The organism is Cryobacterium sp. PAMC25264, assembly GCF_019443325.1.
Classification (GTDB): Bacteria; Actinomycetota; Actinomycetes; order Actinomycetales; family Microbacteriaceae; genus Cryobacterium.
In genome coordinates, this window is sequence record NZ_CP080383.1 from 2,434,341 (window position 1) to 2,457,149 (window position 22,809).

Below are 22,809 nucleotides of genomic sequence, written 5' to 3' on the forward strand. Positions count from 1 at the left end.
CCTGGCTTCAGCACCGCCCCGCCAGAGTAGGGACACAGCCGCGCACCGCGTGGACACACTCGACCAAGGGACACCTCGTGAAGAAGAAGACCATCTGGATCACCTCCGCCGCCGTCGCCGCCGTAGTCGTGGCCGGGGGCGCCGGGCTGGCTATCGCCGACCCGTTCGACTCCGACGCCCCGCTCACCGGAAGCGCCCTCGTCACAGCCAGCGCCGCCGCGCTCGACGCTGTGGGCAGCGGCACGGTCACCGATGCCGAGACCACCGATGACAACACCGTGCAGGCCTACGAGGTCGAGGTGACCTTCGCCGACGGCACCGACGTCGACGTGGCCCTGGACAAGTCGTTCGCCGTGCTCTGGGTCGACGGCCGGCCCACGGCCGGCGCCACCGCGGTCCCGACCGACGGCTCCCCCAGCACCGGAACCGACGGCAACGGCGGCTCCGAGCTCGCCCCGCTCACCGAGGCCGACCGGTCGTCCGCGTCGGAGGCTGCCCTGGCCGCGCTGACGCCCGGCATGGTGGGTACCGTCACCGAGGTTGAGCGCAGCGACGACTTCGATCACGCCTACGAGGTGGAGATCACCCTCGACAACGGCCAGGACATCGACGTCGAACTCGGCGCGGACTTCGCGGTCGTCAAGATCGACGACGCACCGGCTGCCTAGTCGCGTACCCGCGGCCGGCTGGGCCGCGCAGCATCGGGGTCTGCTGGCGGTTCAGGCCACGTGGTCGGCGAAGCGGGCCAGCATCGTGGTGCCGCGGCGCGACGGTTGCGGGCTTGTCAAGGCACCGGGCAAGGTTCCCGCCAGGCTGGGTAACGCACCCGGCAGTGTTCCCGGCGCGCTTCCCGGCTTGGCCTCCGGCAGGCTGCCTTCCCCATCGGCAGACCGGCGGTCCAGGGCCCGAGCGCGGAGCAACGAGATGAACAGGCGTGCCACGGCGGCCACCAGGGCCAGCGGAGAACAGACGAGCAGCAGCCCGACGCCCACCGAGGCCAGCCGGGCCAGCACCGCCGCATCCGAACCGATGCCGACCAGTCCCAGCTGCAGGAGCAGGAACCCGGTGGCGGCCACGACGAAGGAGAGCACGAGTGCGGTGACGAGGGCGGGGACCGCGGAGCGCTCCCGGCGCAGCATCAGGTTCACCGCGTCGATCACGAACGAGACGGCGAACGGCAGCACAGCGCAAAGCAGAACGACGGCCGGGTAGGCGGCGAGTTCGCCGAACATTTCCGCGCCCGTAGTCAAACCAGCCATGTGGCCCCATCCCCTCAGCACCTGCTGCGCGGGTCAGCGACCCAGTGATGACCGTACCAATCGAGGGCCCCCCGGACGGGCATCCGCTGTCCCCCACTTCGGGTCCCCCGCGTTCGGGGAGCGCTACAGCCAGGAGTCGCGGTGGTCCTCGATGAAGCGGCGCACGGTGGTGGCCGGCCGGCCGGTCAGCCGGCGGATGCTGCGGTTGGGCAGCCGCAGCGCGCGCAGCCGCACCGACCGGAAAAGTGCCGCCTGCCGGGCAATCTCGACGGCTGAGCCGCCGAGCCCGGCCAGCCGCTGCTCGAAGTCGGCCTCGGTCGTGGGCGCGTAGCGGATCGGCCGGTCGAGCACCTCGGCGAGCAGCTCCGCGAGTTGCGTGTACCCGAGAGCCTGCTCACCGGAGAGCGCGTAGGTCTTGCGCAGATGGCCGGGCTCACCGAGCACCCGGGCGGCTACGCGGGCCACGTCCCGCGCGTCCACGAAGGCCACGTGGGCCCCAGCGGCCGGCAGGGCGATCTCACGGCGCCGGCGGATGTCGTCCCGGTAGGTGGTGTTCAGAGTCTGCAACACCACGTTGGGCCGCAGCACCGTGTAGGGCGTGCGAGTGCGTTTGAGGTAGCGCTCCACATCGTGCTGGGGCGACCGGGCCTGTAGCGGCACACCCTGCTGCGACAGGAACACGATCTGTCGCACCCCGCTCTCCATCGCCGTGTCGATGAAGGGGATCAGGGTGCGGCCCACGTCGCCGACGGTCGGCGGCAGCACTAGGAACACCCGGTCCGCCCCGCCGAGCGCGCTCGCCCAGGTGCTCCGGTCGGCGAAGTCGAACGCCCGCACCGTAGCCGCCTGGGCCCCGGCGGGCAGGGCGGATGCGACGGTCTGGCCCGGAGGCCCGGCCGCCGGCAGCGCCCCCGGCCGGCCATTCGCCGCGGTCGCCGCCGGCCCAGCCGCGGTACCGGGCTTGCGGGTGGGGTTCTGCAGGGGTTTCTGGTTGGGCGCCCGCGGCGGTTTACCGAGGGGCCGACCCGGGCCAGGGCCCTCCGGCCGGCCGCCACCGGCTCGGCCTCCGACGCCACTGGCGCCGCCGCTGCCGAACCCGCTGCCGGCGGCGGCACCGCCTGCAGGATGGGAGGCTCCCCCGGCGGAGATTCCGCTCGCGCGCCGGGCGCCGTCGGCGATCCAGGCGCGCGGGTCGCGCATCCCCGCTACCACGGGCTCACCGGCCTCGACGAGGGCGTCGACGACGGCCCGGCCGATGGTGCCGGAGGCGCCGGTGACCAGAACCCCCGGGGTACGCCGCGACGACGGGGCAGTGCGGGCGTCGGTCATGTCCCTTACGTTAGCGCCGCGAGAGCCCTCACCAGCTCGCGAAGGCGGGCGTGTGGCTACCGCAGTGCCACGAAGCAGCCCTACGGCAGCTTTCGCGAAAACGGGCGGGCAGTGCGGGTCAGACCGCGTCGAGGGTGAACAGGGCGGCCTGCTCAGGGGTGAGCAGCGGGGCGGGCAGGCCCACCCGGGTCAGCACGGCGCCCGTGAGCACCAGCTCGGGGGCGCCCTCGGCCAGCCAGGCCGGTGGCACGGTCTGCATCGTGTGCGGCGCCGGCCCCACGAGCAACGCCTGCACCCGGTAGCGCCGCTCGGGGTCGAGCCCGGCGAACCGGATCGGCGCGGGCAGCGCTGCCCGGGGTGCGGCCAGTGCGACCTGCGCGAACACCGCTGAGGACGCATCCGCCGCGACGACCCCGTGCAGTTCGATCGCCGGGTCGGACCCATCGGTGTGCACCACGACCCCGCCGTGCAACAGGGCGCGGCGCTCCTTGTACACGGCGATCCAGGCGGCGATCTGGTCGAGCTCCGCGGGGCTGGCCTGGGTGAGGTCCCACTCGATGCCGGCGCTGCCGAACAGGGCCGTGGCCAGCCGGAACCCCAGCGCGGAGGTGCGGCCGGTGGTGTGCGCGGTCGCGGCGCCGAGGTGGCCGCCGAGGTACTCCGGCGGCACGAGCACGCTCGTGTACCGCTGGATCTGCTGGCGCTCCAGCGGGTCGTTGGTGTCGCTGGTCCAGACCCGGTCCACCCGTTCGAGGATCCCCAGGTCGATGCGTCCGCCGCCGGAGGCGCAGGACTCGATCTCCAGGCCCGGCTGCGCGGCCCGCACGGCGTCGATGAGCCGGTACAGCGCGGCGGTCTGCCGGTGCGCTGAGCCGCCGAGCAGGTCCCGGTTGTGGTCCCATTTGAGGTAGCTGATCGGGTATTCCACCAGAAGCGCCGTGAGGCGTTCGAGCAGCCAGGCGAACGCGTCGGGGTTGCCGAGGTCGAGCACCCGCTGGCCGCGCCAGGTGGGGGCGGCGGCGGAGCCGAGCAGCCAGTCCGGGTGCGCGCGGGCCAGGTCGGAGTCGGGGTTGACCATCTCGGGTTCCACCCAGAGGCCGAAGTCGAGGCCGGCGTCGGTGACGCGCCGCACCAGCGGGTGCAGACCCTCAGGCCACTTGGCGGCATCCACGAACCAGTCGCCGAGCGCACGCTGGTCGTCGGTACGGCCGGAGAACCAGCCGTCGTCGAGCACAAAACGCTCCACGCCCACCCGGGCGGCGGCATCGACGAGCCGGCCGAGGGTCTCCAGGTCGTGGTCGAAGTACACGGCCTCCCAGGTGTTCAGCAGCACCGGGCGCGGCCCGCGCACGGTGGACCAGGAGCGGATCCACGGGTGCAGGCGTGCGCTGAGCCCGTCGAGGCCGGCGTCGGAGTAGACCGCGACGGTCCACGGACTGGTGTAGCTCTCGCCGGCGGCGAGGCTGAGCTCGCCGGGCGTGAGCAGTTCGCCGGCGCCGAGCACGGCGTAGCCGAGCGCACTGCGTTCGGCCCAGACCCGCTTGTCGCCGCTCCAGGCCAGGTGCACGGCCCATACCTCGCCGTGCCGGAACCCGAAACCGGGCGTGCCGGCCACCGTGAGATAGGAGTCGTCGTGGCCGGGCCGGCCGTGCCGGGACTCCCGGCTCCACACGCCCTGGCCGAGGGTGCTGCGCTGCGGGCGGCGTTCGTGGCTCCACAGCCCGGTGAAGTCGAGGATCTCCCCCGCCCGGTCGGGCACCGGCAGGATTGCGTCCAGGCCGGCGAGCTCGAAGCCGCTGTCGCCGGAGTTCGTCAGAGTGTGCCGAAGGCGCAGCACACCCTGCACGGTCAGTTCGAGTTCGGTGGCGACGCTGACGGATGCGGCCGCATCCACCAGCTCGACCGTCACCGCGTTCGCGCCCCGCACGTGCACGTCGACGAGCGCGAGGGCCAGGTCGGTGTGTCCCTCCCCGGGGCGGAACCCCCCGAGGCCGGGGCGTCCGCTCCAGCCCTCGTGCAGGGTCGGCAGTAGGGAGAGCCTGAGCGGCGAGTCGATCGAGCTGGGGCCCACGGGCGGCACGCTCGCCGCGGCGAGAGTCTGCAATTCGGGGTCGGTCAGCTCGCCGAGGTCGGCGCCCCAGTGCACGATCACCGGGGCACCCGGCCCGGTGGCGTCGAGAACGAGGCTGGTGCCGGAGGCGCGGAGGTGGGAGATCATGACACTACTTCTTTCGATGGTTATGGGGGAACGATAGTGCGTGAGTCGGGTGCTCCTGCCGAGCTGCTGCCCCGGGCTGCGCGGGAAGCACGCCGCTGCGCGGGTCATGCGCCACCCCGGCCCGGCACCTGCACGGCGCCGTGCCGAGCAACGCGGGTCACGCGCCGCAACGCGGGCAGCACGCCGCTGCGCGGGTCATGCGCCACCCCGGCCCGGCACCTGCACGGCGCCGTGCCGAGCAACGCGGGTCACGCGCCGCAACGCGGGCAGCACGCCACCCGCGAAACGGCGCCACACCCGCGCACCGCCGGTGAGTCACCCTCGCGCGGCGTAAGCGCGGCGCACACGCACCGCACCGCCCGGCGCGAAACGCGCCGGGCGGTACGGGTGACTCAGGCGATCAAGCGGTGGCTACTCCTTGACGGGAATGGACTGCGCCTGCAGGGCCTTGATGGTGGCGCTCTGACCGGTGGTGAGGGCCTCGGCGAGGGTGCCGTTGCCACTCACTGCGGCCTTGAAGCCGTCCGAGACGTCGTTGTACGTCTGCGTCATGGTCGGACCCCAGACGAAGTCGCTGGAGACCTCGCCGGATGCCTTCGCGAAGACGTCGTAGATCGGCTGGTTGCCGTAGAACTCCACGCCTTCCTTGAGCACGGGGAGGTCGAGTCCGTCCTTGGCGGCCGGGTACAGGTTGGCCGACTCGTTGAGCATGGTGAGCGACTCGCTGGAGCTGTTCAGCCACAGGGCGAACTGCGCGGCTTCGTACGGGTGCTTGGAGCCGGTGAACACTGCGGTGGACGAGCCACCCCAGTTGCCGCTGGCCTCATCGCCGGCTTCCCACTGCGGGGAGGCCGCGACGGCCCACTTGCCCGCGGTGTCGGGCGCGCCGCTGGCGATGGAGTTTGCACCCCAGGCTGCGGAGTTCCAGGTCCAGGCGGCGCCGGTGTTGTAGGCGTTGTCCCACTCGGTGGTCCACGGCGGCTGGGTCGAGACGAGGTCCCGGTCGATCAGGTCCTGCCAGTAGTCGGCGACCTTGATGGACTCGTCGCCGGTCAGGTCGACGTTCCAGTCGGTGCCGTCGTTGCCGAACCAGGTGCCGCCGGCCTGCCAGACGAGTCCGGCGAACTGGTTGATGTCACTCTGCGAGAAGTTGGTGATGTACGAGCCCGTGGCGCGCACCTGCTCGGCAGCCGTGGCGAACTCATCCCAGGTGGTGGGGATGGCGATGTTGTTCGCGGCGAAGAGGTCGGCGCGGTAGAACATGGCCATGGGGCCGGAGTCCTGCGGGATCGCGTAGACGGAGTCGTCTTCGTTGAAGCTGACCTGGCCCCAGGTCCAGTCGACGAAGTCGGACTTGGCGTCCATGACGCCGTCGCAGGAGGCGAGGTTCATCAGGCCGTCCTGCACGCGGAAGTTGGGCAGCGCGTCGTACTCGATCTGGCCGAGGTCGGGCGCGTTGCCGGCCTCGAGCTGGTTGAAGAAGTTGGCGTAGGTGCCGCCGTTGCCGTTCGGGCCGGTCTGCACGGCCACCTGGATGTCGGGGTTGGCCTTGTTCCAGACGTCGACGACGTCTTCGATGCCGGGGATCCACGACGTGAAGGTCAGGTTGACCTTGCCGTCGGAGGGAGCACAGTCGGCAGCATCGGCGCTGCCACCGGTCGATGCGGCGGTGGAGCAGCCGGTGAGGGCTACCGTCGCAGCGGTGAGCAGGGCAACAGTGGCCGCTCTCTTCGTGATTCGCATTGTTTTCCTTTGTTGGGTTTTCGCTGAAAAGGAGTGGTGCAAGGTGGTGCGGATGGTGCGGGTAAGGCTGGTCGTACGGTCGAGAAGTTGAGGAGGTTACTTGACGCTGCCGGCGCCGAGGCCGTTGCGCCAGAAGCGCTGCAGCAGCAGGAACAGGATGATGAGCGGGATGATCGACAACAGCGCGCCGATAAGCACATAGCCGCGCAGTTCGGGGATCTGGTTGACCTGGGAGTTCCAGGCGTAGAGGCCCAGGGTGACCGGGAACAGGGTCTCGTCGCGCAGCATGATCAGCGGCAGGAAGAAGTTGTTCCAGATGGCCACGAACTGGAAGAGGAACACCGTGACCAGGGCGGGGAACATCAGCTTCACGGACACGGTGAAGAAGGTGCGCACCTCGCCGGCCCCGTCGAGGCGGGCGGCCTCGATCAGTTCGTCGGGCACACTCGCCGCGGCGAAGATGCGGGTGAGGTACACGCCGAACGGGCTGACCAGGCTGGGCAGGAACACCGCCCAGAACGTGTTGGTCAGGCTGACCTGGCTGAAGATCAGGAACAGCGGCAGCGCCAGCGCGGTGGCGGGCACGAGCACCCCACCGAGCACGATGTTGAAGAGCAGTTCCCGGCCCGGGAAGCGGTACTTCGCCAGGGCGTAGCCGGCCATGCCGGCGAACAGGGTGGCCAGCAGGGCGCCAGCGCCGGCGTAGAGGGCGCTGTTGAGCATCCACTTGAGGAAGACGCCGTCACGGTAGGCGACCAGGTTGCCGATGTTGGCGAACAGGTTGAAGTCGGCGAACCAGAGCGGGTTGGTGCTGGTGAACTGGCCGCTCGACTTGGTGCCGGCGATGAACAGCCACCAGATCGGGATGAGGAAGTAGAGCGTGAAGACGAGCATCACGGTCATCGCACCGACGCGGGCGAGCGGGCTCTCCTTGGGCCCCTTGGGGGCGGGGTTGGCGGCGTTCCTGGCGCGCTTGGAGGCGCGGGAGACGGCCGGAGACTCGGTGAGGGCGCTCATTTGCCTTCCTTCCGCTGGGTGAACTTGAGGAACGAGAACGAGAGCACGAAGGTGGCCAGGGCCAGCACCACGCTGAAGGCCGCGGCGAGGCTCACGTTGGGGATCGAGGAGGTGGAGTAGACCATCAGGTTCGGGGTGAACGTGCTGGTCACCGCGGAGCTGAAGGTGCGGAACACCTGCGGCTCGGCGAGCAGCTGCAGGGTGCCGATGATGGAGAAGATGCCGGTGAGCACGATGGCGGGCATGATCAGCGGGATCTTGATCGACCAGGCGATGCGGAACTGGCCGGCGCCGTCGAGGCGGGCGGCCTCGTAGATCTCGGTGGGGATGGCCAGCAGGGCCGAGTAGATGATGAGCATGTTGTAGCCCACGTAGACCCAGGTGACGACGTTCGCGATGGCCCAGAGCACCAGGTCGGCGGAGAGGAAGCTGATGTTGCTGGTGAGCGCTGTGAACGGCGACAGGTTGGGCGAGTAGAGGAAGCCCCACATGATCGCGGCGATGACGCCAGGAACGGCGTAGGGCACGAAGAACGCGAGCCGGAAGAAGCGCTTGCCACGAAGCAGCGGGCTGTCCAGCAGCAGTGCGAAGAGCAGCGCCAGGCCGAGCATCACCGGGACCTGCACCACGCCGAAGGCGAGCACCCGGCCGATGGACTCCCAGAACGGGCCGTTCTGGAACACGGCGATGTACTGCGTCAGGCCGCCGAAAACCTGGGTGGCCTTGCCGAAGGTGCCGTCCCGCTCCACCACGAGCAGCGACTGGTAAATCGCGTACCCGATCGGGATCAGGTAGAACAACGTGAACAAGACGGCGAACGGCACGATGAAGACGGCGATCGCCCTCGGGTGCGCCACCTTGATCTTGCGGGGCTTCGGTGCCGGGCTGCGGGGTGCCGCGCTCCGGGCATCCGCGGCCGGAAGGGCTGGTGCGCTCATGATGCGGTGTCCTCTCTGAGAACGCGCACGGCTCCGGCCGGTACGCGCAGTGTGCGGGAAACGTCGGCGCCGGTGACGAGCTCGACCCCCGCCGCGCTCACCTCCACGTCGGTGTCGCCGTGGTTGATGATGAAGCGGTATGAGCGGTCGGCTGCGGCGCGACGGATGACCTCGACGAGGCCGTCGCCCTCCGGGCCGACCGCGGTGACGCGGGCCTGCTCGGCGATGGTGCGCAGCAGGTCGCGGTAGGCGTCGGCGTCGGGCGCGGTGGCCAGGTACCAGGCGGCACCGGCCCCGTGCGCGTTGCGGGTGACGGCGGGGACGCCGGCGAGGGGCCCGGCGGCGTAGCTGGCCAGGGCCTCGGCACCTCTCAGGCGCAGCCGTTCGCTCCACAGGGTGCCGGTAGCGGCGGCGGACAGCCCGGCCGGGCCGCCGTCCAGAAGCACAGGATGGCCGGGGGCCAGCGGGGAGAACTCCTCCACCGTGACGCCGAGCAGGTCGCGGAATGCGCCGGGGTAGCCGCCGAGGCGCACCCGGTCGTCTTCGTCGACGATGCCGCTGTAGAAGGTCACCAGGGCGTGGCCGCCCGCGGCGACAAACCCGGCGAGGTTCTCGGCCTGGTGATCGGTGACCAGGTACAGCGCGGGCACCACCACGAGGTTGTACGCGCTGAGGTCGGCATCCGGGGAGACGATGTCGACCGTGACGCCGAGCCGGTGCAGCGCGGTGTAGGCGGCGTGCACCTGCTCGAGGTACGTCACCGACTGGGACGGGCGGGACTCGTTGTCGCCGGCCCACCAGGCTTCCCAGCTGAACAGGATCGCGGCATCCGCCACGACACGGGTGCCGATCACCTCGTCGAGCTTGTCGAGGGTGGCGCCCAGTTCGACCACCTCACGCCAGAGCACGGTGTCGGTGCCGGCGTGCGGCACCAGGGCGGAGTGGAACTTCTCCGAGCCCTGCTGCGAGGCGCGCCACTGGAAGTAGCAGATGCCCTCGGCGCCGCGGGCCACGTGGGAGAGCGAGTTGCGGGTCATCTCCCCCGGTGTCTTGGCGATGTTCAGCGGCTGCCAGTTGACCGCGCTGGTGGCCTGCTCCATGAGCAGCCAGCCGTCGCCGCCGGCGAGCCCGCGGGTGAGGTCGGCGGCGAAGGCCAGTTCGGTGGTGGGGTCGGCGAGCCGGTGGTCGAGGTAGTGGTCGTTCGCGACGACGTCCACGGCGGATGCCCAGGACCAGTAGTCGAGGTTCTTGATGTGCGCGGTGACCATGAAGTTCGTCGTGACCGGCACCTGGCTGTGGCGCCGGATGACGGCCTCTTCGGCCTTGTAGTAGCCGAGCAGCTCGTCGGAGCTGAACCTGTGGAAGTCGAGCACCTGGCCGGGGTTGCGGCTGGAGAGGGTGAGCCGGGGGGTGTGCACCTCGGCCCAGGCGCTGTAGCGCTGGCTCCAGAAGCTCGTGCCCCAGGCGGTGTTGAGCGCGGCGATGCTGCCGTACTTCTGCTCGAGCCAGCGGCGGAACGCGGCGGCGGTGTCGTCGTCGTAGCAGAGCGCGTTGTGGCAGCCGAGCTCGTTGGAGACGTGCCACAGGGCCACGGCCGGGTGGGCGCCGTACCGCTCGGCGACCTTCTCCACCAGGCGCAGCGCGTGCTCGCGGAAGACCGGGGAGCTCGGGCACCAGGCCTGGCGGCCGCCGGAGTAGCGGGTGGTGCCGTCTTCGGTCTCGGGCAGGATCTCCGGGTGCAGCGTGGTCAGCCACGGCGGCGGCGATGAGGTGCCGGTGCCGAGGTTCACCCGGATGCCGTGGGCGTGGAGCAGGTCGACGATGGTGTCGAGCAGGGTGAAGTCGTAGACGCCGGGCGCGGGCTCGAGGTTGGACCAGCCGAAGATGTTGATCGCCACCAGGTCGACGCCGGCCTGCTGCATGAGCAGCACATCCTCGGCCCAGACCGCTGGACCCCACTGCTCGGGGTTGTAGTCGCAGCCGTAGGCGATGCCGTTCTGCACGAACGGGGTCGTCCGGGTGACCTGGTGCGTCACAACCGGGGTGGCTGGTGGGGTGTTCATGTGCTCCTGCTTGGACGGGGGGTGTGGTGCCGGTCCGGCGGCCGGCCCTGACGGGCCATCCTCGGTCTGACGTTCTGTGAACGTGCACAGATCGGGGAGCAAATGACTCCTCATTGAGTGTCTGTGAACGTACACAGAGTAAGTACAGCGCGGCACAGATGTCAAGCCGGACGACCGGTACAGTTATCGAATGGTGACAATTCCGGGCCGGCGCAAGCGCGCGACGATCCACGATGTCGCCGCGGAGGCGGGGGTCTCCCGCGGCACCGTGAGTCGGGTCGTCAACAACGAACCCTACGTGTCGGCCGAGGCGCGCATCGCGATCGAGGCGGCCATCGAGAAGGTCGGCTACGTACCGAACACGGCCGCCCGCAACCTCGTCATGCAGCGCTCGCAGGCCGTGGGCCTCGTCGTGCACGAGCCGCACTCCCTATTCCTCGAAGACCCGAACATCGGCGAGATCCTGCTCGGCGCCAACAGCGCGCTCTCCCGGGCGGACTACCAGATGGTCAGCTTGGTGATCGAGTCCGACCGCGACACCGAACGGGTGGCGCGCTACCTCAGCGGCGGCTTCGTCGACGGTGTCGTCGTCGTCTCCGCGCGAGAACAAGACCCGATCACACGCGTTATCGAACGCCTGGACCTACCCGCGGCCTTCGTCGGGCATCCGCAGGACCTGCGCGACCTGCCGTACGTGGGAATCAACAACCGGGCCGCCGCCCGGGCCATCACCGAGCGCCTGATCGGCACCGGACGCCGCCGCATCGGCATGATCGCCGCCGCCCTCGACCGTGACTCCGGCTCCGACCGCCTGGCCGGGTTCACGGATGCACTGGGCGACCGGTTCGACCCCGATCTGGTGGCCCCGGTGCCGCTCTACACCTACACCGATGGCCGCGACGGCATGCGGGCCCTGCTGGCCAAGGACCCGCTGATCGACGGGGTATTCGCGGCGTCGGACGTCATCGCCGCGGGCGCCCTCAACGCGCTGCGCGAGGCCGGCCGGAGCGTGCCGAGCGACGTGGGCATCGTGGGCTTCGACGACAGTGCATGGGCCCTCCGCTGCCAGCCGCTGCTCTCCACGGTTCGCCAGCCGGCCAACGGCCTGGGCCAGCGCGCGGCCGAATCGGTGCTCAGCCAGCTCCGCGGCGAGGCCCCGGAGCTTGGCGGCATCCTGCTCGACACCGAGATCGTCTGGCGCGACTCCGCCTGACCGGCCGCGGCCAATCACGCCAGCGCCCCCGATCGTCGCCCAATCCTGTCAACGCCCCCGATCGCTGGTCGAGCCTGTCGAGACCCGGTGAGCCGGCTCTCCGACGCACGTCACCAGGTTTCGACAAGCTCAACCAACGCACGCAAGGTCAACCACACGCCGGTCGAGCCCGTCGAGACCCCGCGAGCCGACTCCCCGACGCACGTCACCAGGTTTCGACAAGCTCAACCAACGAGCTGGGCGCGCGCTCGTTCGCGGCGCTACTGGTCCCGATGCGGACAACTCACGAAAGGGGCGGGGTGCGCGCGGGGTTGTCGGGGCAGGCGGGGACGCGCAGAATAGTGCCGTGAGTCGCAAGCGGGTGATCGTCAACGGGATGGTGCAGGGCGTGGGCTTCCGGTACTACACCGAGGCGCAGGCCAGTTCGCTCGGCCTCGGCGGATACGTGCGCAACCGGTCCGACGGAGCCGTGGAGACCGAGATCGAGGGCGACGACGAAGCCGTCGAGCGGATGCTCACCTGGCTGCACCGAGGACCGGGCTCGGCGAGCGTGGAATCTGTGCAGGTGACGGACCTGACCGAGCACGGCGAGGCGAGCTTCAGCATCCGCATCTGACCGGGCCGCCCGGGGCGTCTGAACGCGCGGTGAAGGGCGACTGAACGACCGGTAGACCGCGACCGACGGGGCGGTGTCCGCGGGCGACCGGCTCTCTGGCGTAGCGTGGGAGCATGGGCGCGCAGGCATCCGGTCCCGGCCGGACGGGACCAACGGTGCGCGACTCCCCCGACACCCAGGGGGAACCGAAGGCGCGTAAGCCGTTGCCCGCGCGCCGACGCCTGACGCTGCGTGCCGGTTACGGCTACGGACGGCTGGTCCTGGCCATCGCCGGCATCGTCGGGTTGGTCGGCAACTACGAATATGTACTGCTGTTTCCGACCTTCGCCGCGTACAACGTGTTCACCTATTTCACGGTGCAGAGCGCCATCGCCGCGGTCGTCGCGTTCATTCTCGGCGCCGTCGTGGCGTTCCGGCACGAGAAGGATCCGCAGTGGCTGGACATCTTCCGAGCCCTCGTCACCACCTACATCATCGTGTCTGGCATCGTCTTCCTCACCATCGTCATCCAGTCGTCGTCACGCGATTACACGATCGAGGTGCCTTGGCCGAGCCAGGTGCTGCATTTCTACATCCCCACGCTCGCGCTGCTGGACTGGCTGACGGACACCGGCAAAGCCCGGCTGTCCTGGCGCTTCCTGCGCTGGATCCTGCCGTACCCCTTCGTTTGGGGCATCTTCACGCTCGTGCGCGGATCCTTCGTGGGCTGGTACCCGTACTTCTTCCTCGACCCGGCCCAGGTCAGCGGCCCGCTCGAGACGGTGCTCTATTGCCTGATCGCGGTGGCCCTGTTCCTCGCCATCGCCTCGCTGCTTGTGGCCACGTCCAGGCTCAGCTGGCGGCCCCGCTCGCGCGGTGACCGCAGCTCATCCGTGCCCAACTAACCTCGGCAGGCGAGACCGGCGGTCTCGTGCAACCGACCGGTGCGGTAGACCCCGGCTGTGGCGGCGCATCACGCGGATGCGCCGCCGGCCGGCCGGCATCCGCCGCTAGGCCTCGACGGGAACGAAAGTGTACTGGCTGGTGAGGTGTTCGGTTTCGCAGATGCCGCAGTAGAGCACGCCGGAGGCCTGCATGGCCGACACCCGGGGCGAGCACTGGATCACCTTGGGGCCGCAGCACGGCGAGATCACCATGAAGGCGCCCGGCTCGGCGGCGGAGTGTCCGCTCAGGCTGCGATGGTGATGGCTGCCCTCGCAGGGCAGATTGATGTCGAAGTCGAGTAACGACATCGAATCAAGATTGGTCAGGATATACATGGTTCACACGGTCAATCAGGAGGGGCACTGGCCGCGGAGCTGGGAACGTCGGGATTGCGACCACACCCGACGGCCGACGGCGGAAGACACTGTGTTCGCTGTGCCGAACCTGACGGAACGGCACCACTGAACTGACCCGACCGCACTCCGTCGGCGCGTGTGATCGGCAAACGACTGGATCATCCCCGTGGGGCGTCCCTGGACGGACGGCCCCTTCACCGACTAGACGTTTCGGTGAGCTTACACGCCTATTATGAGTTTTGCTCGCTTAGCTTTTCTAGCGACAGAACCGCTGTGCCCGTCGCCTCCGGTAGAAGGCCCGGTCAGCCTGCGGGACTCGGGGTGGCACTGGTGGTCGGCAGCGCCGCGAAAGGCTCGAGGCTGCGCAACGCGGCGTCGGTGAACTCGGTGTTGCCGGACTTCGCCAGCTTCAATGCCTGGTCTCCGCTGACAAAACCGACCAGGACCGGCTCGTTCGTGAGCGGCATCATGTTCACCCACACCCGGAAGGCGAGGGTGTCGTCGCCCACGGTGGTCCACAGGGCCGCCTCGGTGTCCCAGAACGGTTCGTCGAAGCGCAGCCAGATTTTGTCAACGGTGCCCATCCCCAGCGCGGCGATCGCCCCGCGGTGCGCGAACGGCAGCGCGGGGTCGAACTCGATCACGTCGCCCTGCAGCACGCCCAGCGGCACGGTAACGACGGCGCGGTCCACGGTGAGTGACTCCCCGGTGCCCAGGCGCAGGCTCACGGATGCGTCGGTGTAGGCCACCCGGGTCACCACACTGGAGTAGAGAACGTCGAGGTCGGCGGCGTCCTCCTTGAGCAGTCCGCCATAGCCGCCGAGTACGATGCGCACGTCGGCGGCGGCGGAGGCCTGCGGGGTGGGGGTGTACCAGCCGGACATGTCGTCGGCGGGGGCACCGGACTCCAGGGAGGTGGACGTGGCGAGCTGGTAGTCCAGCCAGTCGGCGTCGGAGACGCCCGCATCGCCATCCGTCTGGGAGAGAGTGGCCGAGCCGGTTGCGACGAGGGCCTTGGCCAGGGAGGTGTCCTGAGCCTGGGCGGCGGCCCAGGTGAGCGCGGCCGTGACGCTGTCGGCGCCGACCGTCGACACCTCGGTCACGGCGCCGGCCGCGGTGCGTGCCTCCGGCGTGAGCGGGAAGGGGGCGTGCGAGATCTCCAGGCCGGTGAGTTCCTCGTCGAGGGAGCTCGTGTCTGCGCCCACGATGAACGACGGGCCGAGTTCCACGGGCACGGGCCAGGCGTCGTCGGTCACGGTGTCGATGCGGCCGCCGAGCCGGTCGCGCGCCTCGACCACCAGCACCGAGAATCCGGCGTCGGCGAGCTGCCGAGCGGCGGCGAGGCCGGCCGCGCCGGCGCCGATCACGGCCACCCGCTCCCCCGGCTCGGCGGCAGACTGCAGCAGCCGGGCGGCGCGCTGGCCGGCATCCCTGGCGCCCTGCACCGTGCCCGGCGCGTCGGCGGAGACCGCCTCACCGGCGAAGAAGAGCCGGTCGAGAACGGGTTCGGCGAGGTCCTCCCGCTGCTGGGGAGTGGACGACACTGCGGCGAAGCTGTAGGAACCGCGGGCGAACGGGTCCTCGGACCAGGAGCTGCGGAGCATCCCCGCCGGTTGCGGCACGAGGGACGGTGCGGGCGTGGCGGTGGGGCTCGGCGGGCCGGTGGGAGTGGGCTTGGGCGGCACGCATCCGCTGAGTGCGAGCAGCGACAGTCCGGTGAGGGAGCTGAGCAGAAAGGTCCGTCGTTCCATAGCTGCACTCGCGTCACCGGCGGCTGACGCACTCCTCTCGGCCCCTCGAAGTGGTACCACTCACGCTACCTCAGGCCGGGGCCGCCGGGCTTCGGCCGCGACCCGGCGCGTCCGGCGGGCACCTGGTCCCCGTGCGGACACGTGCACCCGGCGCACCGGGTGCAGATGTCCGCATCGGCAACAGTTGAGCCCCGGCAGGTCAGGCGCCCGAGCCGGCCGCGGGCGGCTCGAGGAAGCCGTCGTCGAGCAGGGCGCGCACGCGCGGCAGCAGCTCGGCGCGGAGGGCCGTGGCGTCGGCCTCGAGCAGCTGGGCGATGGCATCGATGATCGCACCCACCGGCAGTTCGCCGTCGCAGGCGCCGATCAGGGCGGCCTGGGCCGTGTCCAGCGGCACCGACCGGCCGAAGCCGCCGCCCTGGTGCAGAGTCATCAGGGTCGGATCCTCCTGTCCGGGCCAGAAGTGCCGCTCCTCGGTGACGTCCGAGCCCACCGTGAGGGTGCTGCGCGACAACGAATCGTCGTCGAGCCCGGCCTGCCAGTAGTGGGCCGCCAGGCACTCGGCGAGATGGCTGCCGATGCCGGCCGCGTTGTGGCCGAGCGCCTCCGGCAGCCGTTCGAGGCGCAGCAGGCGGGGCCGCACATGCCCGGAGTGGCGCGCCGGCGCATCCGTGGCCGGGCGGCGCAGCAGCATGTAACCGAAACCCACCTGGCGCACCCCGCGGGCCTCGAAGTCGTCGAGCCAGGCGCCGTAGAGCCGATCGAAATCGGGGGTCTCCGGGCGGGTGCCGCCGTCACGGATCCAGGTTTCGGCGTAGCCGGTGGGCGCCTGCACCTCCCGTTCGATGATCCAGGCGTCCAGCGGGGCGGATGGCGCGTCGCCCGCGCCGTCCTCGGGGTACGGCGCGTCGATCCAGCCGGTCAGCCGGGCGAAGGCGTCGGCCTCGTCGTGGTACTCCCAGTTGCCGAGCAGCTGGGCGACGCCACCCGGCGTGAGGTGGGCGGCTGCGCCACGCACCACGGCCTCCACGAGGGCGTCGCCGACGAGGCCACCGTCGCGGTACTCGTAGCTGGGCACGCCCTCCACCCGCGGGGTGATCACGAACGGCGGGTTGGAGATGATGTGGTCGAACCGCTCACCGGCCACGGGTTCGAACAGGCTGCCCAGCCGGAACTCGATGTTCTCGACCTGGTTCAACCGGGCATTCAAGGCCGCGAGCTCGAGGGCCCGCTCGGAGATGTCGGTGGCCACCACCCGGGCGGCGTGCCGGGAGGCGTGCAGCGCCTGGATGCCACATCCGGTGCCCAGGTCGAGCGCGCTCTCGACCGGGGCGGGGATCATCAGCGCGCTGAGGGTGAGCGAGGCGCCCCCCACGCCGAGCACGTGGTTCTCGCCGAGCGGATGCCCGAGGGCCAGTTCGCCCAGGTCAGAGGTGATCCACCAACTGCCGGCCCCGTGCGCGTCGACGAAGCTGTACGGACGCAGGTGAACCAGCGGCTCCACCTGCCGAGGCCCGGTGTGCACGGTGGGATTCTCGGCGGTGCCGGCGTGTGCGTGGTGGGCGCCGACGAGGCCGAGCGTCTCGGCGCCCGCCACACCGAGGGTAGGCAGGGCGGTATCCAGCTCGTCCCGCTCCACAGGCAGGCCGAGCACGAAGAGCTGGGCAAGCACCACATTGGGCTCGAGCACAACCAGGCTGCCGCGCAGCCGGGCGAGCGCCCGGAGAGCCGGCACCCGCTGGTTGCGGTGCAGCGCCGCATCGGCATCGATACCCCACAGCCCGGTCAGAGCGGTCACCGAGAAGTTGGCGGCGGTGAGGTCGGCGCGGAGCTGGTCGATCAGAGGTGCAGTCACCCCTCCATTCAACTGCACCCCCGGCATCCGGGCAGACCCCGCCCCAATACGATGGTCGAGCCTGTCGAGCTGTGGGGGCGCTTCGCGCCCGGGGTGGTCGGCGGAAGCGCACTTCCTTAGGAGACCCCGCGAGCGTGTCCACCGGCCTCCAAACCGGGTCACCAGGTCTCGACAAGCTCGACCGACGACGGGGCACGACCCGCAGACCAGGTCACCGGGTCTCGACTAGCTCGACCAGCGAGACATGCTCGACCAGCGAGACGCGCTCGACCAGCGAGACACGCTCGACCCACGAGACGGATCGAGGCACGGGTGATGAGCGGTCGGGGCGGTCAGAGCCAGCGCATGGTGAACGCGCGGGAGAGCAGTGCGTTCAGGGGTGGCAGCGCGAGGGCGCGCACCAGGGCGTTGCGCGCGCGCAGCCGCAGCCCGCTCACCGGCCGTCCCATGGCCATGTTGAACCCGGCCTGCCGCACGGCCATGCGGGCGCTGCGGCGCCGTCGCCGGTCGTAACCGGCCAGGGTCACCGACGCCTCGATGGGTTGGGCAAGGGCGTGTTTGAGCGCCGGCGCGAGCGCCACGGCGTCGAGCCAGCCCAGATTCATGCCCTGCCCGCCGATCGGGCTGATCTCGTGCGCCGCATCCCCGGCCAGGAGCACCCGCCCGTGCACCATGGTCGACGCGAGCCGCTGCCGCACCGAGAACGAGCTGGGCACGGACTCCGAGGGCGGCAGACTCACGCCCGTGCGCTGCTGGATGAGCGCGGTCAGCTCGTCGATGGACGCATGCGGTTGCAGGGTGGGCGTCGCCGCCACCCAGCGACGCCGGCCGCCCGGTAGCGGGAACGATTCGACGACACCGCCCTCCTCGAAGAACAGCACCGCCTCGTCGCCGTGTTCGCCGGTGTCGGGGTAGTCGGCCATGAGGTAGGTGCCCACGCCGCCCAGCGCACGGGATTCGATGCCCACCGCGTCGCGCAGGGCTCCGCGGGCGCCGTCGGCGACCACCACGTACCGGGCCTGCGCCACGATCTCCTGCCCGCCGTCGTCGGACTCCGCCTCGGCTCCGCTGGGCTCGGCGAGCACGTCCACGTGGTCACCGCGGTCCTGCAGCATGCCCACACCCACTCCCGAGCGCAGTCCCCCGGGCTTGAGCGCCGCGAACCGTTCCCGTAGCACGGCCTCTGTCTCGTGCTGCGGCAGGGTCACCACAAATGGGAACCGCCCGGCGACCTGCGCGAACGACAGCCGGCCGAGGGTGCGGCCGCCGCTCTGCACGCTGCCGGACTCGATGCGCACGGCCCGGCTGAGCACCTCCTCGGCCACGCCGGCTTGCCGCAGCACCCGCATCGACGGCGGATGGATACCGATGGCCTTGGCGTGCATCGACGGCTCGGTCCGCCGTTCGAGCACCTCCACGTCCACCCCGCGTTCGGCCAGCAGGCAGCCCAACAGGATGCCCACGGGCCCGCCGCCCACCACGATCACGTCACGCATGGGCTCGCCCCGTCTGCCGCGCCGTGGTCATCGTCACCGGCTGCGCACTCCAGCGCAGCATCAGCCGGTAGGGCACCTCCCGGTTCACGGTCCAGCCAGGCGGCACCGACGCGGCCAGCTCCGCGTGGGTGAAGCTGCGCCGGATCGACGTCAGCCCGTCGTCGCGGATGAACGAGCGCCGGAAGAACGGCCAGGTGCCCAGCCCGAAGCCGAGGTACGCCAGCGGCGCCCGCTCGATGTCGCCGTGCAGCACCAGGGCTCGGCTGAGGCGTTCGGAGTCGACCAGCAGCCCGCCGAGTTCGCCGGCGCTGAGGTGGTGCAGCACATGGTTGGACAGCACGATGTCGAACCGCTCCCCCGCCGCGACGAGGTCGAAGCTCAGCGCCCGTCGGAACGTGAGCCCGGGCAACGACGGTTGGCTCGTGGCGTAGTCGTGCGCGCGGGCATCCGGGTCGATGCCCGTAACGGCCAGCCGCAAGCCGTCCCTCGCGGCCCAACGGGCCAGCGAGCGGGCCACGTCGCCGCCGCCGGAGCCGATGTCCAGCAGCGTGCGCGGTACCTCGGCCGAGAGCAGCGGTCGGATGTCGTGCCGGTAGGTGTGCCGAAGGCCGGACACGACGGCGTTGACGTACCGGAAGTTCGCGTAGGTGCGGCGCAGCATGTCGGGGTCGCAGTCCGGATCGTCCATGATCTCGGCGGCATCCACCGCCCGGTCCCGCAACGAGAAACGCACGGCGTCAGCCGCGCAGCACGGTCATCAGGCTCGACTCCACGGTCAAGCCCGGTCCAAACGCCATGGCGCAGACCCTGTCCCCGCTGGCGGCGTTCTCCTGTTCGAGAATCGCCTTCATCACGAAGAGGATGGTGGCGCTGGACATATTGCCGTTGGTGCGCAAGGTCTCCCGCGAGGGCACCAGCTGCGCCTCGGTGAGACCGAGTTTGGCCTCGGTCTTGTCGAGGATGCTACGCCCGCCCGGATGGATCGCCCAGTGCGCGATCGCAGTACTCAGTGGGGAGCCGGGAGCCGCGGCCGTGAGCACCTGGCCGGGTTCGCTGGTCGAGCTCGTCGCCGCCTGGGCCGACGCGTCCCGTGCCTGAGCCGCGACCGCGCCGGCTTCCGCGACCACCCCCGCCGCCAGGGCCCTGGTGAGCGACTCGTCCCGGCCGAACAGCGGCGCGAGCGCCGACTCGATGTGCTCGTCGATGATGTGCGGCACGTAGGAGCTGAGGATCATCTCGAACCCCTCGTCGCCGATCTTCCAGGCCATGTCCCCCTCACCCACGGGCGTGATGACGGTCTCGAAGTGGTCGAGGTTGAGGGCGTTCTCGCCTGCGGCCGGTTGGCGGCTGCTCACGATGCCGGCGGCCGCACCATCCGAGAAGAGGGAGGAGGCCACGATGGTGTCGGGGTCGCTCGAGGTGCGCAGGTGCAGCGAGCACAGCTCGGCGCTCACCACGAGCACCACGGCGTTCGGGTCGGCCTCCACGAACTGCTTGGCCGTGCGCAGCGCCGGCATGGCCGCGTAGCAGCCCATGAAGCCCAGGTGGTAACGCTGCGTCGACGGCGCCAGGCCCAGCTCGCGCACAAGCATGTAGTCGGGGCCGGGCGCGTAGAAACCCGTGCAGGACACGGTCACGACGTGGGTGATGTCGGAGGCCTCCAGGCCTGGGCATGCGTTGATGGCCCGGCGGCCGGCCTCCACGAAGAGCTTCGTGGCCTGCTCGATATAGAGCTCGTTGCGCACCTTGGTGCCCGGCACGAGCAGTCGTTGGGTGGCGGCGTCGAAGAACTGCGGCTCGGCCACTGTGGAGTCGAGGGTGAGTTCCTCGATCACGGTATGCCGGGTGTCAATGCCCGACAGGTTGAAGGATGCCGTGACCAACCGCTGTGCCAACCGGCTCAGGTCCGGTTGGGCGGCGAAGATATCCCGTACCTGTTCCTGCACAAGAACGGTGGGCGGTACAACGGTCTGGAGCGCTCTCAGCGTGACGGCCATGCCCCAGTGTTACACGCACTTTCGTGGGCGCACACCCCCCTGTCCCGGCGCGGCGCGAACGGATGCGTCCGCCCGGGTCCGGCCCGACGGTCAGGGCAGCCGGTCGAACAGCCGGGTGGCGGTGATGGCCAGGGCGAAACCCACGGCCACGATGGCGGTGACCGCGCCGAGGTAGGCGGCCGGGGCGGCCGAGGTGCCGAACGCACCGGTCGCGCCGATCCCCACGGCCACGGCGGTGACGATCGCCGCCAACACGGCGATCCAGGTTTGCAGGCGCAGGCCCACCCGCGCGGGGGTGGGGGTGCGGGCGCCGCGTTGGCGGCCGCCGGACCGGGTGAGCACGGCGCCGCCGACGCAGCCCCAGAACGACACCACGAGGAGGGCGGCGATCACATCGCTGGGCCGGTGCCACAGGCTGACCAGGGTGGAAACCCCCGCCGCCACGGCGAAGGCCGCGCCGATGGTGCCCGCCAGCCACCGGGTGTGCGGGCTGGCCACGAGGAACACCACGAGCGCGGAGGCAGCAGCCACCGTCGTATGCCCGGACGGGAATGAGTTGGACACATACCCCTCCACGCCGAGATCCGGCCGGGTAAGGACGATGTTCTTGAGAAGCTGGGTGGTGATCACCGCGGCCGTGGCGCTACCGACGGCCACGAGCAAGGGGAACCAGGCGCGTCGGACGGCGGCGATGGCGAGGCTCACGATCGCACCGACACCGACCATGACGGACGGGATGAGGTCGAGCAGGCTGAGGGTGACCGTGGTTCCCGTCGTGCCGTCCTCGGCTCCGTTGAACGCCAGCTGGTCGACGGCCTGGCCGGTCTCGTCACGGACGAAGAACAGGTACAGCGCGAGGAATGCGACGGCGCAGAGCACGGCGGCGCTCACGTATCGAGCAGGGGTGAGGCGGGAGGGCGAAGACACCCTCTACTGTCCCACGCGAGCATGGGTGAACCGTGATAGGGCGGTGCACAAGTAGTGAATGCGCCGTCATCCCAGCCACCCCCTTGACAGGGGATGCCGACGGCGTAGCGTCGGAATATGTTCAGTAAGAAGACGAAGCAGGGGCGCGCCGACCGCGCGGCCGTGCGGCGTCGAGAGCCCGACGACCCCCGCGACCGCGGCGGCTTCCCCGGGCTGGAAGGCGACTTCGAATCGGAGCGCCGGCGCGCAGAGACCGCCAGCAACAAGCACGGCGAACCGTACGAGCACGGGGAGGGCGAGACCCCGGTGCTGCCGTCCACGACGCCCGGCCTCACCCACCCCTGACCGCTAGGCGGTGGCATTCTCCCGGAGCGCATCCGGTGGTTCACCGTGCCCGCGGGCGCGGCTGAGACTTCGCTGGAAGCGCCCGTGCACGGGTTGCGAGGCGGTCATTCGCGACAAATAATAGTTGTAGTTGAGTCGACTCGACTCAAGTTTGAAACCCCCGGCCGGACCAGCAGGTCCGCGCCGACGTATCGAGGAAAGTGAGTTGAACATGGCCATGAATTACGATCCCTTCCGCGAACTGGATCGCGTCGCCGGTGCCCTGATGGATGTGCGCGGCCCGCGGGTGATGCCCATGGACCTGTACCGGTCCGGTGACGTGTATGTACTGGATGCCGACATGCCCGGCATCGATCCCGGCTCCGTCGACATCGATGTGGACGGGCAGCTGCTCACCATCCGGGGCGAGCGCACCCTGGCCAGCCACGACAACGTGAAGTGGCTCACCCGGGAGCGCACCGCCGGGTCGTTCCTGCGCCAGTTGAACCTGGGGCAGGGCATCGACCTCGACAACATCAGCGCGAAGTACGCCAACGGCGTGCTGTCGGTGACCATCCCGGTGAGCGAGGCGGCCAAGCCTCGCAAGATCGAGGTGAGCACCGAGAACGCCGACCGGCCGGAGACCCTGACGGTGAAGGAAGGCGAGAAGCACCTGAAGAAGTAAGCCGCCGGACACGCCCGGTGGAGCCATGGGCCCGGAGGGAATTCCCTCCGGGTCCTGTCTTTTCGCGTGTTGTACACGCTATGTTCATATTTCTCTGATCG

The 22,809-nt window shown here is 70.2% G+C and carries 20 protein-coding genes; 6 read left to right on the forward strand and 14 right to left on the reverse strand.

Annotated elements, in window-relative coordinates; all coding sequences use genetic code 11:
* Nucleotides 1-77: 77 nt before the first annotated feature.
* Entirely contained in the window at nt 78-668 is a 591-nt protein-coding gene (locus tag KY500_RS11255) for a PepSY domain-containing protein (RefSeq protein ID WP_219900654.1), read from the forward strand.
* 51 nt (nt 669-719) lie between these two features.
* Here KY500_RS11255 and KY500_RS11260 read toward each other — a convergent pair whose 3' ends face one another.
* The 7 genes from KY500_RS11260 to KY500_RS11290 all read right to left on the reverse strand — a co-directional run bounded on the left by KY500_RS11260 (nt 720) and on the right by KY500_RS11290 (nt 10,567).
* Nucleotides 720-1,259: a hypothetical protein gene (locus KY500_RS11260; protein ID WP_219900655.1), complete on the reverse strand. Its 540-nt coding sequence runs from the start codon at nt 1,257-1,259 to the stop codon at nt 720-722.
* Between the two features lie 123 nt (nt 1,260-1,382).
* Entirely contained in the window at nt 1,383-2,588 is a 1,206-nt protein-coding gene (locus KY500_RS11265; RefSeq protein ID WP_219900656.1) for an NmrA family NAD(P)-binding protein, read from the reverse strand.
* A 118-nt stretch (nt 2,589-2,706) separates the two neighbouring features.
* Nucleotides 2,707-4,806: an alpha-galactosidase gene (locus KY500_RS11270; RefSeq protein WP_219900657.1), complete on the reverse strand. Its 2,100-nt coding sequence runs from the start codon at nt 4,804-4,806 to the stop codon at nt 2,707-2,709.
* A 411-nt stretch (nt 4,807-5,217) separates the two neighbouring features.
* On the reverse strand, nt 5,218-6,549 hold the full coding sequence (locus tag KY500_RS11275; RefSeq protein ID WP_219900658.1) for an ABC transporter substrate-binding protein: 1,332 nt from the start codon (nt 6,547-6,549) through the stop codon (nt 5,218-5,220).
* A gap of 96 nt (nt 6,550-6,645) precedes the next feature.
* Nucleotides 6,646-7,566: a carbohydrate ABC transporter permease gene (locus KY500_RS11280; protein WP_219900659.1), complete on the reverse strand. Its 921-nt coding sequence runs from the start codon at nt 7,564-7,566 to the stop codon at nt 6,646-6,648.
* The gene (locus KY500_RS11285) at nt 7,563-8,504 is read right to left on the reverse strand and encodes a carbohydrate ABC transporter permease (protein WP_219900660.1); all 942 of its coding nucleotides are present in this window, start codon (nt 8,502-8,504) and stop codon (nt 7,563-7,565) included. Before KY500_RS11285 ends, KY500_RS11280 begins: the two co-directional genes overlap by 4 nt.
* Nucleotides 8,501-10,567, reverse strand: coding sequence for a beta-galactosidase (locus tag KY500_RS11290; RefSeq protein ID WP_219900661.1), 2,067 nt, complete (start codon nt 10,565-10,567; stop codon nt 8,501-8,503). Before KY500_RS11290 ends, KY500_RS11285 begins: the two co-directional genes overlap by 4 nt.
* Nucleotides 10,568-10,757: 190 nt before the next feature.
* Between KY500_RS11290 and KY500_RS11295 the strand changes: the two genes are divergently transcribed.
* From KY500_RS11295 to KY500_RS11305, 3 genes are all read left to right on the forward strand, one after another.
* Entirely contained in the window at nt 10,758-11,780 is a 1,023-nt protein-coding gene (locus KY500_RS11295) for a LacI family DNA-binding transcriptional regulator (protein WP_219900662.1), read from the forward strand.
* A 346-nt stretch (nt 11,781-12,126) separates the two neighbouring features.
* Nucleotides 12,127-12,396: an acylphosphatase gene (locus tag KY500_RS11300; protein WP_219900663.1), complete on the forward strand. Its 270-nt coding sequence runs from the start codon at nt 12,127-12,129 to the stop codon at nt 12,394-12,396.
* Nucleotides 12,397-12,509: 113 nt separating this feature from the next.
* Nucleotides 12,510-13,280: a Pr6Pr family membrane protein gene (locus KY500_RS11305; protein ID WP_219900664.1), complete on the forward strand. Its 771-nt coding sequence runs from the start codon at nt 12,510-12,512 to the stop codon at nt 13,278-13,280.
* A gap of 105 nt (nt 13,281-13,385) precedes the next feature.
* Here the strand turns inward: KY500_RS11305 and KY500_RS11310 are convergent, their stop codons facing one another.
* The 7 genes from KY500_RS11310 to KY500_RS11340 all read right to left on the reverse strand — a co-directional run bounded on the left by KY500_RS11310 (nt 13,386) and on the right by KY500_RS11340 (nt 21,699).
* Complete coding sequence (locus KY500_RS11310) at nt 13,386-13,655, reverse strand: hypothetical protein (protein WP_219900665.1); 270 nt, start codon at nt 13,653-13,655, stop codon at nt 13,386-13,388.
* A gap of 323 nt (nt 13,656-13,978) precedes the next feature.
* The gene (locus tag KY500_RS11315) at nt 13,979-15,427 is read right to left on the reverse strand and encodes an NAD(P)/FAD-dependent oxidoreductase (protein WP_219900666.1); all 1,449 of its coding nucleotides are present in this window, start codon (nt 15,425-15,427) and stop codon (nt 13,979-13,981) included.
* A 199-nt stretch (nt 15,428-15,626) separates the two neighbouring features.
* Complete coding sequence (locus KY500_RS11320) at nt 15,627-17,279, reverse strand: class I SAM-dependent methyltransferase (protein WP_370626800.1); 1,653 nt, start codon at nt 17,277-17,279, stop codon at nt 15,627-15,629.
* 332 nt (nt 17,280-17,611) lie between these two features.
* Nucleotides 17,612-18,775 (reverse strand): NAD(P)/FAD-dependent oxidoreductase, encoded by a 1,164-nt coding sequence (locus tag KY500_RS11325; protein WP_219900668.1) that lies wholly within the window; start codon nt 18,773-18,775, stop codon nt 17,612-17,614.
* Nucleotides 18,768-19,508, reverse strand: coding sequence for a methyltransferase domain-containing protein (locus KY500_RS11330; protein ID WP_219900669.1), 741 nt, complete (start codon nt 19,506-19,508; stop codon nt 18,768-18,770). Before KY500_RS11330 ends, KY500_RS11325 begins: the two co-directional genes overlap by 8 nt.
* Before the next feature lie 4 nt (nt 19,509-19,512).
* Nucleotides 19,513-20,772 carry a type III polyketide synthase gene (locus tag KY500_RS11335; protein WP_255579213.1) on the reverse strand — a complete coding sequence of 420 codons (1,260 nt, stop codon included), beginning with the start codon at nt 20,770-20,772 and terminating at the stop codon, nt 19,513-19,515.
* A gap of 90 nt (nt 20,773-20,862) precedes the next feature.
* A complete protein-coding gene (locus KY500_RS11340) occupies nt 20,863-21,699 on the reverse strand; it encodes a phosphatase PAP2 family protein (RefSeq protein WP_219900670.1) in 837 nt (278 codons plus the stop codon).
* Nucleotides 21,700-21,816: 117 nt separating this feature from the next.
* Between KY500_RS11340 and KY500_RS11345 the strand changes: the two genes are divergently transcribed.
* Together KY500_RS11345 and KY500_RS11350 are read left to right on the forward strand one after the other, a co-directional pair.
* Nucleotides 21,817-22,044 carry a hypothetical protein gene (locus KY500_RS11345; RefSeq protein WP_219900671.1) on the forward strand — a complete coding sequence of 76 codons (228 nt, stop codon included), beginning with the start codon at nt 21,817-21,819 and terminating at the stop codon, nt 22,042-22,044.
* A 211-nt stretch (nt 22,045-22,255) separates the two neighbouring features.
* Nucleotides 22,256-22,708, forward strand: a complete 453-nt coding sequence (locus tag KY500_RS11350; protein ID WP_219900672.1) for an Hsp20/alpha crystallin family protein — start codon at nt 22,256-22,258, stop codon at nt 22,706-22,708.
* Nucleotides 22,709-22,809 lie beyond the last annotated feature (101 nt).

Bases quoted from the DNA above. Each gene is read 5' to 3' on its own strand.
- KY500_RS11260 (WP_219900655.1), bottom strand. From the start codon at position 1,259: ATGGCTGGTTTGACTACGGGCGCGGAAATGTTCGGCGAACTCGCCGCC.
- KY500_RS11265 (WP_219900656.1), bottom strand. From the start codon at position 2,588: ATGACCGACGCCCGCACTGCCCCGTCGTCGCGGCGTACCCCGGGGGTT.
- KY500_RS11270 (WP_219900657.1), bottom strand. From the start codon at position 4,806: ATGATCTCCCACCTCCGCGCCTCCGGCACCAGCCTCGTTCTCGACGCC.
- KY500_RS11275 (WP_219900658.1), bottom strand. From the start codon at position 6,549: ATGCGAATCACGAAGAGAGCGGCCACTGTTGCCCTGCTCACCGCTGCG.
- KY500_RS11280 (WP_219900659.1), bottom strand. From the start codon at position 7,566: ATGAGCGCCCTCACCGAGTCTCCGGCCGTCTCCCGCGCCTCCAAGCGC.
- KY500_RS11285 (WP_219900660.1), bottom strand. From the start codon at position 8,504: ATGAGCGCACCAGCCCTTCCGGCCGCGGATGCCCGGAGCGCGGCACCC.
- KY500_RS11290 (WP_219900661.1), bottom strand. From the start codon at position 10,567: ATGAACACCCCACCAGCCACCCCGGTTGTGACGCACCAGGTCACCCGG.
- KY500_RS11295 (WP_219900662.1), top strand. From the start codon at position 10,758: ATGGTGACAATTCCGGGCCGGCGCAAGCGCGCGACGATCCACGATGTC.
- KY500_RS11305 (WP_219900664.1), top strand. From the start codon at position 12,510: ATGGGCGCGCAGGCATCCGGTCCCGGCCGGACGGGACCAACGGTGCGC.
- KY500_RS11310 (WP_219900665.1), bottom strand. From the start codon at position 13,655: ATGTATATCCTGACCAATCTTGATTCGATGTCGTTACTCGACTTCGAC.
- KY500_RS11315 (WP_219900666.1), bottom strand. From the start codon at position 15,427: ATGGAACGACGGACCTTTCTGCTCAGCTCCCTCACCGGACTGTCGCTG.
- KY500_RS11325 (WP_219900668.1), bottom strand. From the start codon at position 18,775: ATGCGTGACGTGATCGTGGTGGGCGGCGGGCCCGTGGGCATCCTGTTG.
- KY500_RS11335 (WP_255579213.1), bottom strand. From the start codon at position 20,772: ATGGCCGTCACGCTGAGAGCGCTCCAGACCGTTGTACCGCCCACCGTT.
- KY500_RS11345 (WP_219900671.1), top strand. From the start codon at position 21,817: ATGTTCAGTAAGAAGACGAAGCAGGGGCGCGCCGACCGCGCGGCCGTG.
- KY500_RS11350 (WP_219900672.1), top strand. From the start codon at position 22,256: ATGGCCATGAATTACGATCCCTTCCGCGAACTGGATCGCGTCGCCGGT.